Origin of the sequence: Methylobacter sp. BBA5.1, assembly GCF_000746145.1 — a bacterium.
GTDB classification, from domain to species: Bacteria; Pseudomonadota; Gammaproteobacteria; order Methylococcales; family Methylomonadaceae; genus Methylobacter; species Methylobacter marinus.
Genome location: NZ_JQKS01000036.1, coordinates 40,142 through 51,634, shown reverse-complemented (window position 1 = coordinate 51,634; position 11,493 = coordinate 40,142). Strand labels below are relative to the sequence as shown.

General features: G+C 56.7%; 8 protein-coding genes. 1 reads left to right on the top strand and 7 read right to left on the bottom strand.

All coding sequences use genetic code 11. The features are described from left to right. Positions 1 to 754: 754 nt before the first annotated feature. Positions 755 to 982, top strand: coding sequence for a hypothetical protein (locus tag EK22_RS18525; protein ID WP_036253394.1), 228 nt, complete (start codon positions 755 to 757; stop codon positions 980 to 982). Positions 983 to 1,058: 76 nt separating this feature from the next. On the opposite strand, the gene EK22_RS25000 is transcribed toward EK22_RS18525, so the two are convergent. From EK22_RS25000 to EK22_RS18490, 7 genes are all read right to left on the bottom strand, one after another. Next, positions 1,059 to 1,235: a hypothetical protein gene (locus EK22_RS25000; RefSeq protein WP_036253392.1), complete on the bottom strand. Its 177-nt coding sequence runs from the start codon at positions 1,233 to 1,235 to the stop codon at positions 1,059 to 1,061. Next, complete coding sequence (locus EK22_RS18515; RefSeq protein WP_036253390.1) at positions 1,232 to 2,413, bottom strand: PepSY-associated TM helix domain-containing protein; 1,182 nt, start codon at positions 2,411 to 2,413, stop codon at positions 1,232 to 1,234. The genes EK22_RS25000 and EK22_RS18515 overlap by 4 nt, the downstream gene beginning before the upstream one ends. 90 nt (positions 2,414 to 2,503) lie before the next feature. Beyond that, entirely contained in the window at positions 2,504 to 4,918 is a 2,415-nt protein-coding gene (locus tag EK22_RS18510) for a GNAT family N-acetyltransferase (protein WP_036253388.1), read from the bottom strand. A gap of 46 nt (positions 4,919 to 4,964) precedes the next feature. Further along, complete coding sequence (locus tag EK22_RS18505; protein ID WP_051961967.1) at positions 4,965 to 6,140, bottom strand: MFS transporter; 1,176 nt, start codon at positions 6,138 to 6,140, stop codon at positions 4,965 to 4,967. 2 nt (positions 6,141 to 6,142) lie between these two features. Further along, positions 6,143 to 7,468 (bottom strand): lysine N(6)-hydroxylase/L-ornithine N(5)-oxygenase family protein, encoded by a 1,326-nt coding sequence (locus EK22_RS18500; protein WP_036253385.1) that lies wholly within the window; start codon positions 7,466 to 7,468, stop codon positions 6,143 to 6,145. Then, a complete protein-coding gene (locus EK22_RS18495) occupies positions 7,461 to 9,068 on the bottom strand; it encodes a pyridoxal phosphate-dependent decarboxylase family protein (protein ID WP_036253383.1) in 1,608 nt (535 codons plus the stop codon). Before EK22_RS18495 ends, EK22_RS18500 begins: the two co-directional genes overlap by 8 nt. A gap of 182 nt (positions 9,069 to 9,250) precedes the next feature. Continuing rightward, on the bottom strand, positions 9,251 to 11,434 hold the full coding sequence (locus EK22_RS18490) for a TonB-dependent siderophore receptor (protein ID WP_200882625.1): 2,184 nt from the start codon (positions 11,432 to 11,434) through the stop codon (positions 9,251 to 9,253). Positions 11,435 to 11,493: the final 59 nt, after the last annotated feature.

Here is an 11,493-nt window from a genome sequence, read left to right as displayed (position 1 = left end):
AGCGTGGATAACCCTCTTGAGCACTATTTTAACCGAGTACACAAGATTGCGGAGGCAAGTTAACGATTAGTGATGACAACAACAGGTCAGACCGGTGCTTTCCAAACCCGCTCAGCACATAGGTTCTTAAGAAACCGTTAGGATGGTTGAGGTGAAAGCGCGCGGATAGATTCATCAGGAGTCCTGAGGTAAGAAAACCTCTGTTAAGAGACCGAATATATGGCGGCAATCTTGATCTCTGTTAGTGACATTACAAAATTGAAAACTTGGCTTGCAATAATCGAGGAGTCCATATATGTGCCGACGCCAGGAGGCGCATCGTTCGCGATTTCAGGAAGTCATTTTTAGTGCAATCAGCCGTTACTTGAAAGCAACGACTGTTGTGCAAATTGAGTTTTGTTATCGGCAAGCCTGCCTGAAAAATAAAGTAGGGTACGAGACTGTGAAAGTATTCGTTTTTTGAAATTTTCACCACAATATATTGTGCATTTGATATTTGTATATAACAGCATATAGACATTGAAGAGAAAAATGCTGAATACTTTCACAGTCTGGTACCTTTTCCAGCGGTTCCGGTGAATGCCATCTCAACAGGTACGCGATGCGTACCCTACCGGATTTATGAATACACCGGGCGCCCTGCAGGTCAGTGGATGGCTTGTTTTCATGGCGGCGCATGCCTGAAGGTAATGTTTCCGATTAATGAATAAGCGCTCCAGCCAAACCCCAACACTTTCAATAGAAGAGGCATTTTATGAAGAAGAAAGCATGCAACCATGAGTATTTGGCATTGACAGCGTTCGGGGAAGTCTCCGTTTGCCGGGAATGCGCAATCGTGCATTTACATGTCCTGAACGTCACTTTACGTTTCAGCGTGGACAATTTCCTGGGGCTGGCCGATACCTTGACGGAGGCGTCGAAAAAGCTCAGAACGGTCGCCAAGAAAAAACCTGAACGGCGCTCTTTAACGCTGATCAAGTAAATTCCGGCAAGCGATGATCAGTTCTCCAGGCCAGGCGATACATTAATCCCCGGTGTAAAGGCGCGCCTTGCCCGGATCAGGCCCGCCGGCCAGCGTGCCAAAGCGCGGCCACGACCGGCACGGCAAGGGCAATCCAGGACACCATATCGCCGATACCGTCATGAAGCAGGGCGGCAATAAGGCCTATCGCGCTGATCATGGCCAATAGGATCGGCGCTCCCCAGATTTGCAGCCCGGTTAGCGGCTTTTTCATTGGCCATCCGCCTGTTTCGGGGCGCTGATCGGCAATGTTGCCTCCGGCTTTTCGTTCATCGGCACGCCCAGCCGCGTTTCGAACGAGACCTTGTGCTTTTTCAGCCACAGGTACAAGCCGCTTATCAGCACCACAATGCTGAGAATATCCAACACTGCCCAGAGGATCTTGAGCGGCAGGCCGCCGTAATCACCAAAATGCAGCGGCTGCGAAACCAGCAGGGCGCTGACATAGCCCGGCAGATCGCGTTGCGCGATTACTTTCCCGGTTTGCGCGTCGATGAGCACCGGTTTGAGCAGTTTGGAAGTCAGGGGCGTCGCGCCCTGCATGAAGGCGACGAAATGATGCGGACTGGCGAAGTCATTGCCCGGAAAAGCCATGAAACCGAGCGTCATGCCGGGTGCCGCATTACCGGCGGCATCAAGCGCCCGTTGCGCCGAAACGATACCGGCAAGCGGCGGCCGGCCGCGGAAAGGCGCCGTCATTTCCGCCAGCTCCGTGGACTGCCAGCGGTCGAATATCGGAACCGACAGCGTATTGATCACGCCGGTAACGCTCACGACCAGCAGCCAGACCAGCGTCACGATGCCGAGCAGGTTATGCAGGTCCAGCCATTTTACCTGTGCGGACCGGCTTCGGCGGATACTGCCAAAACGGATTTTGCGCATGTAGTAGCCGTACAGCACCGTGCCCGATATCAGCGAAATGACCAGCAGCAACCCCATGAAGCCCAGAAACAACATGCCCGGCAAGCCGGCAAACAAATCGACATGCAGCCTGAGCAATACATTCATGAAGCCTTGCCGCAGCGGGTATTCGTGCAGGAATTCGCCGGTGCGCGCGTCGTAGCTGTAGAAGGCCGATGGCTCCGGCGCGTCGGCGGTGACCCCCAGCCGTACAGACCACAAATCCGGCTCGTCGGGATCGCCGACCAGGAATTGCACGGCATGACCGGGCTTGCGCGTCTTGGCATCCGCGATGATATCGTCCAGATTCACGCGCTGCCCGATCTCAGGCAGGGCCGGCGGCTCAACCTGATAGCCCAGCGCGTGATCGATCTCGTGCGCGAAGATTAACGGCAGTCCCGTCAGACACAACAGCAGCGCGAACAGGGTACAAATCAGGCTCGTCCATTTATGGACCTGATACCATGTTTTTATTGAATCTCGATTCGACATGGGACGGCTACCGCGCGAACCGGTGCATGATCATCGCGGCCATGGCCGTCCGCGGCATCTTAATGGCGGTCAATGCGCAGTGCTCAGCCATCAGCATTCCTCCGGCAATTCAGGCTTGCTTTTATGGGGGTTGAAGGCCGCGATGGGATTTTTCAGCGTGCCGGCGAATTTCAGGTTTTTGGCCGGATCGGCGAGATCGATCATTTGCCGGTTGTTTCCCAGTTGCAGCCGGTTCAGGCAGGAGCGTAGGAACTCGGGCGCGAACAGGTCGTGGCGCGCGAATTTATCCGCCAGTTCCGGATGCGCGCGTTGATAGTCCAGGATGCAGTCCGCGACCTGCCGCCAAAACCGGTGTTCCGCGTAATCGCCCTGTTCAACCAGAATGTGGGAGAGATAGCGAAAAATGCAATCGAAAAAGTCGGTGAAGATCGACAGAATCTTCAGCTCTTCCGGCACCGATACCGATAAACGCCGCACCTTCTCGGACAGCACGATGTCCTGGTTCATGATCGCGGCTTCTTCGGCAATGTCTTTCATGATCGTGCTGACCGGGACATTGTTCTCCAATACCAGGATCAGGTTCTCGCCGTGCGGCATGAAAACCAGGTCGTAGGCGTAGAAACAGTGCAGCAGGGGGCTCAGGTAGCCGTTTAGATACTGCCGTAGCCAGGCCGTGGTATCGAGGCCGGATGACTTGATCAGGGCCGGCAATAACGCCGTGCCCCGGGCATCGACATGCAGCAGCGCGGCCATGGTCATCAAGCGCTGCCCCGGCTTTAACCGGGGCGGGGGGCTTTCCCGCCACAACGCCGCCAGCATTTTTTTATAGGGGCTGTCGCAGGTCATGGCCGTCTCATAATAAGCATTGCGATAACCGATGGCGGCCACTTCGCGCAGGATGCGAAAGCCTTTTTCCGCCAGATAGGGGTCCTGCTCAATCAAGCGGTTGATGCAGTCGTTAATGGCGGGCGTGGCGCTCATGTAATAAGGCGAAAGCCCGCGCATGAAGCCCATGTTGAGAATTGACAGCGCGGTTTTCACATAGCGTTTGCCGGGATGGCTGACATTGAAAAAGGTGCGGATCGACTGCTGGGCCAGATACGTGTCCTCGCTGTAGCCCAGGCAGACCAAGTACCGGGCCGCGATATCGGCGGCGAAGATGAAGGCCAGTTTGTTGTACCACTGCCAGGGATGGGCGGGCATAAACCAATACTGATCCGCGGCCAGACCTTGCCGTTCCAGGCAATGGCTAAATTTCTCCAGGTTCGCCGCTCCCAGTTCCTGGTCCATTAATGCCTGATAGGACAAATCATCGGCGCAGGAAAATTCCGCTTTGCTTTTGTGCACCGCCAGCCAGACCAGCTTGACCGGCGCGGCGGCCTCGGGCGTGTAAACGCGGTAGTCGACGGCATCGAAGCCGATCCGGCCGTTATTGGCCAGAAACACAGGATGGCCTTCCATCATGGCGGTTTCGAGCGTTTGAAAATCAGCCTGGATAAGGTCCGCGACCTCGACGCCCTGCCTGCCGTGCTTGTAAGCGGCGCTATACAGTGTGCTGGTAATCTCTTCCATGTAAGTGGGCAGCATGGCCGGATCAATGGCCAGCGTCCGGCTTATTTCCAAGATGAAGCTTAGCGAATCCGCGGGCGCCTTGTCGCCGCCGACCCGTTTTTCCAGGGAATCCTTGTCGATGCGCCAATGCTCCAGGCTCATCACCTGCGCCCGAAAGCGGTATTCGGTGTCAGGCTGGTCGGTCTTCAGCCGATAGTGCCCCCAGCCGTCTTCCGAGAACCGCGGTTCGGGATGGATCAGCCGTTCGTGCGCGAACTCGCTGATAGCCTTGCAAACATGCAGGAGGTTCACTTTGGCCCAGCATTCTGCCTGCAAATGGCTGACCGCCTGCTGGGGCGATGCGGCGATGGCCGCGCGCAGGGCATGGTGTTCCCGGTTCAGCGCGGCTTGGTACTGCTCCCGGGTGCAAAAGGCGAGGCAGGCGGTTTTGTCGGATAAGCTGATGGTCTTTTGATAGTCGAATCCCGCCCGTTTATTCAACACATGGATTTTGTCGTTGCGGATATCCGGCTCCACCACGATGCGCCTTGCCTCGGGATCGCTGAAGATAAAGTCCATGATGACGGTAAACACCGCCCAGGTGAAACCGGCTATCGGGCGCTCGGCCGGGGCAACCAGCACATGCATGCCCCGGTCGCCTTGCTGCCGGGCATAATGCCCGCCCACTTCGGCGTGTTCGGGATCGTAGCATTCCAGCAGAAAAGCGGGCCGGTCGTTGCAATAGCCCATGAACACCTCCGCCTGCGCGGTTATTTTTCTGTATTCCGCTTCAACCTGCGCCGCGGATCGGCCCTGCAATCCCCAGTAACGGGCATAGTCGCGATTGACCCAATCCTGTATCCGGGCGATATCTTGCGGAATTTGCAAGGGGCGCAAGCGGAAAGTGCCGATCGCCGGCACATGTTTTTTGAAGTTGAAAGTATCGTTATCCATGTAGTGTGACTCGTTATTAGTTTGGTGTAATGGGGCGTGATTCGCTTCATGAGGTTTTCATCACGGCAGCGGCCGATTTCGACCCGGCTTTAAACAGCAGGCTGTATAGCAGGACGGTCAATAACCATCCCGATGCGCCCGCGATTAAAGGCATTTGCAGGCCACGGGAGGCGACCAGCGGACCGATGCTGAAGAAAGCGAGCAGCGCGCCCAGGCTTTGAAAGAAATAGATTTTGCTAAAGTCCGCCGCGTAGGATGCGGGCGTACTGATGGCAAACAACAGCGAATCCAGGCGCACCGTGGCATGAAACAGGGCCCAGCCGTACAGGCAGCGTCCGGCCAACACGACCGCTTCCTGTTGCGAGGCTTGCAGCAGCAGCCCGCAAATGCCTGAAAAGACCGCCGGCACAAGGCCGGTCTTGCCGATCGCGCGGTTCTTGAGGCAGAGCGCCAGAAAGGCCATTACGCCCGGTATGGCGAATACCAGGCCGGAGACAATCTCGCCGTCCCAGGCGGAAATCGACTGCCAGTAGCGCGAGAAGAACGGCCGCACCAGCCAGATGCTGAAATAAAACAGCAGCATGATCAGGCCCAGCTTATAAACCCGGCCTGAAGCCGGCCGGCCGGTTGCCGGTGCCGGTTGTTCCCGAGGCTCGGCCCGGGCGGCCGGTTCAGCTTTTCCCGGCAGGAAAACGCACATGAACATCTGCGCGAAGTCGCCGGCCGCCATCAGCAGAAAGACTTGACGCGGCTCGAACCACTGCAGCACGAAACCGCCGGCGCCGGCGCCGACTATGGCGCCTAAATGCACGATGACCGACAGCAGCCCGATCGTGCCGCTGTGCTTTTCCTGTTGTTCAAAGCGCATGATATGCGGGTAAATCAGCAGATAGCTGGCCTTGAATACCAGCATCAGCAGCGAAACCAGCCAGAAGTCCCGCAACGTTTCGGCGCCATGGCACAGAATGCTCAATACCCCGGCGGCGAACTGGGTATAAATCAGCAGCCTGATGACCGGCACGGACCTGGCGATCCGTGCCCACAGCGGAAACGCCAGCATCACCACGAAGCAGGTCGCCCCCAGGTAAAAGCCGACCTGCCGAGGTTCGGTAACGGAAAACACGGCCTCGAAGAACTGCGGGTAAAACGGCAGCAACATGGCATCGCTCACCACCGAGACCGCAATCATGGCCACGAGAGAAAATTTCACCGTCGAAGTCATGTTTAACCCGCTTCCGATCCGGAAAGTACGATTTTTTCCGCCGGCGCCGAAAAGCGCTGAAACGCGATGCTTTGTTCGATGGGATAGTGTTCCTGGCCGGTGACGGCTTTGATAATGCAGGCATTGCGGTAACAGACCATGCCCAAATCCGGCGTGACGAAGCCGTGCGTATGCAGTCCGACATTCTGTACAAAGATGTCCGTGCCGTCCCGGTCTATGCTGTAATTTCGGTTGACCGCGAACCGGCCCTGTTCGTCCCACCGCAGGCGCGGGGCGATGCCGGCCACAAACGCCGGTAACTGGTAACTGTAGCCTGTCGCCAGCACCAGTCCCTGCGTGCGATGGCCATAGCGGACTTCTTGCTCGTTTTGATGCACTGTCAGTTCAAAATGCTGATCATCCGGATTGAAGGCGGCGGCCTGCAATTCCGTATTCGTGAACAGGTTGACCCGGATGTCATGGCTGAGGCGTTTGACGTACATCAGATCGTAAATATCGTTAATCAGGGCGCCGTTAATGCCTTTGTACAGGTTTTTTTGCTCACGGATCAGACGCTCTCTGGTGTCCGCCGGCAGCTGGAAAAAATAATCGACGTATTCCGGCGAGGTCATTTCCAGCGTCAGTTTGCTGTACTCCAGAGGAAAAAACCGGGGCGAGCGTGTAATCCAGCTCAATTCATAACCATACACATCAATGTCTTGCAGCAGGTCGTAATAAATTTCAGCGGCGCTTTGCCCGCTGCCCAGAACCGTAATCGACTGGTTGCCTTGCAGCGCTTTCTTGTTCGGCAGATAGGCCGATGAATGGATCGCCCGGTCGGCTATTTCCCGGCAGCAACCCGGCATGTACGGGACGGTTCCGGTGCCCAGAACCAGCTTTTTCGCATGGTAAGTTTTGCTTTGGCCGGTGTCCGTGCATCGCGCCCGGATGACATAACAGCCCAGGCTGGCGCAAAATTCGATGTGTTCGACCCGGGTATTGAAGGCAATATTGCCCAGCCGGCTCGCGGCCCATTGGCAATACTGGTTGTATTCGCTACGCATCAGAAAGAAGTTTTCCCTGATATAAAACGCGTAAATCCGGCCCTGTTCCTTGATGTAATTCAAGAAGCTGAATGGACTGGTCGGATCGGCCAGCGTGACCAGATCGGACAGGAACGGCGTTTGCAGGTGCGCATTTTGCAGCAAAATCCCCGAATGCCAGTTAAATCCCGCGTTTTTCTCCAGAAACAGGCTGTTCAAGCCTTTAATCGGTTCCATCAGGCAGGCCAGGCTCAAATTAAACGGGCCTACGCCGATCCCGATCACATCGTAAGTTGTCTCACGCATCGCGGCTCTCCTTGATGATGGCCTGTCTGACGGCCTGGCAGGCCGGCTGGACGGCGCTGTCGGCGCCTGAATTGAAGTGGTTTTGCCCATGGTATTTGATTAGTTTAAGCACGGCCTGCATGTCCTGAATGGTTGTCAACGGGTTCAGCAAGGTGAATTTAAGATACTGTTTTCCCTGGACTTTGGTGCTGGCGATGAGCGCCTCGCCGGATCTTGACAGGGCTTTGCGGATAGCGGCATTGAGCGCATCGAGGTCTGCTTCCTGATATTGCCCGGACGGGCGATAGCGAAACACCAGCGTGCTGAGCTGGGGCTGATGGAGCACCTCGAGACAAGGCTCCGACAGCAACAGCAGATACGTCTGTTTCGCCAGGTGAATGACCTGGTCGAACGCGGCGCCGATCTGGTCAGCCCCCATCATGCGCAGTGTCAGCCAGAGTTTCAGCGCATCGAAGCGCCTGGTGGTTTGCAGGCTTTTATCGACCAGGTTCGGCGTGCCCTCATGGACCTGGCTGAGCGGGTTCAGGTACTCGGCATGGCACGTGACAACGGCCAGATGCCGCCGGTCTTTTACCAGAAACGCGCTGCAGCTGACCGGTTGCAGGAATGACTTGTGATAATCCACCGTGACCGAATCCGCGGACTCGATGCCGGCCAGCCAATGCCGGAATTTCGGCGACACCAGCAGGCCGCAGCCGTAAGCGGCATCGACATGCAGCCACAAGCCATGGGCGCGGCATATTCCGGCGATTGCCGGCAAGGGATCGATACTACCGAAATCGGTGGTCCCGGCGGTCGCGACCACGGCCATCGGGATCAAGCCCTGCGCCAGACAGTCCTTGATCGCCTGGTCCAGCGCCCGGACATCCATTTTGAAATAGCGGTCGCAAGCAACCGGCACCACCGCGTCATAACCCAGGCCCAGTATCGCCGCCGCTTTTTGGATGCTGAAATGGCTGAGCTCCGAACTGAAAATGCGCAGCTTATGGCAATCTTGCGGCAAGCCCTGCGTTTTATTGTCGTGATGCCGCCATGTTTTCGAACAGACGTGGTCGCGCGCCAATAGCATCGCCATCAGGTTGGATTGCGTGCCGCCGCTGGTAAAAATGCCGTCCGCCCGCGCGCCCAGGCCGATTTTTTCCGCCGTCCAGTCGATCAGCTTCTGTTCGATGAAAGTGCCGCCCGCGCTTTGGTCCCAGGTATCGACCGAGGAATTGATCGAAGTCAGCAGCAGTTCGGCCAAAATAGCCGGCAGCACAATCGGGCAGTTGAGGTGGGCGACATAGCGGGGATGATGAAAATAAACGGCATGCGCTAGATACAGTTCCTCAACTTCCGCCAGGGCCTCGTCAAACTGGTCGCAGGCGCGATCCAGGTCAACCGCGTTAAATTGAGCCGCCAGTTCGCGCGGCAGAATGCCGCTGAACGGTTTGTCGACGGCTGACAGGCTTTTTTGTATCAACTCAATGCCCTGCAACAGGGCGTTCTTATAGCGGTGTAAATTCTTCTCATGGAAAATAAAGCTGGCGAGCCGGGACTTATCCTGCCCAGGTTCGCTGGGCGTGTTTACCGGTTGCAGCTTTAAAGTGTCGGCGTTCATAGGCTTACCTCTGGTTGAAAGTGGATTGCTTAATGGTTGTACAAAGGTCGGCTGGCCGGATCATCGCGCCGATTGCGGAACTGCCCTTGGTGCTAAACCGGGCAAATCCGTGGTCAAGCCATCGCGCGGTGATCTTGATGCTGGCGGTTATAGCGGTAAAGCGGGCCTTACCGCGTAGCGGTTCAGAAACTGTACTGAATGGAACCGGTTACCATGCGTCTTGCTCCGTAGGTGGTGAAGTCGTCGAACGAGGTCGTGACATGCTCCTTGTCGAGGACATTCTGCATGTTGAAAACCAGCTTGATCTGGTTCCATTGGTAATGCATGGTCGCGTCGAACAGCACGTAGCCCGGTATTTCCGTGGTGTTTCTGTCGTAATACGTGTTGCCGAACGAGGCGCCGATATAGCGCACGCCGCCGCCTATGCCCCAGCCCTTGGCCATGCCGGACGGCACGGTGTAATCGGCCCACAAGGTGGCTTTGTGCTTGGGGACATACTCCAACGGCTCGCCTACTTCGCTGGCAAAGGAGCTCTTGGTGACTTTCGCATTCAGATAGCTATAACTGGCCGTCAGATTCAGGCCATTGTCAAAGCTGGCGAGGCCTTCCAGTTCGACGCCGTTGGAATGCGCTTCGCCCCGTTGGACGCTCTGGAATGAAACGGGATCGAGAGTCAGGAAGTTTTCCCGGGTGAGATCGAAATAGGCCAGGGAAATGAAACTGTTCTGGTTTTTCGGCTGGTATTTAATGCCGAACTCGTATTGTTCCCCGGTCTCGGGCTTAAACGGCGTTCCCGTGACCAGATCGGTGCCCAGCGCCGGCAGAAACGATTGCGCATAGCTGAAATAAGGCGCCAGACCGTTGTCCGCGACATACACCAAGCCGGCGCGGCCGGTCAGTTCATTGTCGTCCTGGCGGGTCCGCGTGCCGCCGAGCCGGTCTTCGGTCTCGCTTTCCGCCATGTCGTAGCGCCCGCCCAACGACACGCGCCAGTGCTCGCCCAGTTTGATTTGGTCTTGAAGATAAAGCCCGATTTGATTCTGCGTGATCGCCTCGTCTGTGCTGGGGAACGGAGCCGGGACGCCGGCCCCGTAAACCGGGTTATAAATATCCAGGTCCGGGGCAACGCCGAATGGCAATACGTTGGTGGCGTCCGTGTGTTGAAAATCCAGGCCCGCCAGCACCGTATGGTCCACGAAACCGGTTGCGAATTTGATCTGCGCCTGATTGTCGAGGCTGAAGCCGCGTGCCTCGCCGTCTATCTCGTAATAATAACGGCCGATGGTGCGCTGGTCCGGCTGCAGGAAAGCGGCATAGACACTGCGGACATCGATTTCAGTGTTGTAATAGCGGGTGTTTTGCCGAAGTGTCAGGTGATCGTTGAAACGGTGTTCAAACAAATAGCCGACGGCAAACTGTTCCCGGTCATAGCGGTCGACATCCGGTTCGCCGGTGAAGGTGCTGGTCGGGATTTTACCGTTGGGATTGCCGTATAAAGTGCCCTGGATGGGTAATCGCTGCGAGGACTGGGTTTCATCCTTCTGATAGTGGCTTAAAAAAGTCAGCGTGGTATCGTCGCTGGGTTTCCAGGTCAGCGACGGCGCGATGTAAATGCGGTTGTCCTTGACGTAATCAACCTGGGTATCACTGTCCCGGCCCAGCACGGTGAGCCGATAGGCGAGGGTTTTGTCTTGATCGAGCGCGCCGCCGACATCGAGTTCGCCCTGGTAATGATCGTACGAACCCGCTTCAAACTTGATGCTGCCGAACGGGTCGAACGAGGGCCGTTTGGACACATAATTGACCAGGCCGCCGGCGCTGGCTTGGCCATACAGCACGGACGCGGGGCCGCGCGGTACTTCAACGCGTTCCGCGCCAAACGGTTCGAGGTTATAGCTGACGGCAAATCCGGGATTGACCAGTTTCAGGCCATCCAGGTAAAGACCTGTTTCCGTGGCATCGAAACCGCGCATCTTGATCTGGGTATAACGGGGCTCAAACCCGAAAGGCTCGCTCTGAACGCCCGGCGTGTAACGCAAGGTCTCGGCCAGTGAACTGACGTTCTGCGCTTCCATCTGATCATCGGTAATCACCGAGATCGACTGCGGCGTCTCGATGAGCGGGGTGTCCGTTTTGGTGCCCGCGCTCGAGGTATCGGCCACGTAGCTGCCGGCTTCCTCGCCGCGCGCGGCCTTGACCTTGACGGCCGGCAGCGTGATTTCCTGTTCGTCGGTTGCGGGGACGGCAACGGGCTGCTCGGCGGCCATCGCCAGGCCATTCAGCGCCGCCCCCAGCGGCAGCAGCGGACTCAGGCGCCATTTGCAGCCAATCGTTGCCGCTTTTAAAGACAAATTTTTTTTCGACATGCGTTTTCCCTTGGTATCGCTTTTTAAATGAAGTAAAAAGCTGCCTGGCAGGAGACGCT

Coding starts and splice junctions, on each gene's coding strand:
- EK22_RS18525 (WP_036253394.1), top strand. CDS start 755: ATGAAGAAGAAAGCATGCAACCATGAGTATTTGGCATTGACAGCGTTC.
- EK22_RS25000 (WP_036253392.1), bottom strand. CDS start 1,235: ATGAAAAAGCCGCTAACCGGGCTGCAAATCTGGGGAGCGCCGATCCTA.
- EK22_RS18515 (WP_036253390.1), bottom strand. CDS start 2,413: ATGTCGAATCGAGATTCAATAAAAACATGGTATCAGGTCCATAAATGG.
- EK22_RS18510 (WP_036253388.1), bottom strand. CDS start 4,918: ATGGATAACGATACTTTCAACTTCAAAAAACATGTGCCGGCGATCGGC.
- EK22_RS18505 (WP_051961967.1), bottom strand. CDS start 6,140: ATGACTTCGACGGTGAAATTTTCTCTCGTGGCCATGATTGCGGTCTCG.
- EK22_RS18500 (WP_036253385.1), bottom strand. CDS start 7,468: ATGCGTGAGACAACTTACGATGTGATCGGGATCGGCGTAGGCCCGTTT.
- EK22_RS18495 (WP_036253383.1), bottom strand. CDS start 9,068: ATGAACGCCGACACTTTAAAGCTGCAACCGGTAAACACGCCCAGCGAA.
- EK22_RS18490 (WP_200882625.1), bottom strand. CDS start 11,434: ATGTCGAAAAAAAATTTGTCTTTAAAAGCGGCAACGATTGGCTGCAAA.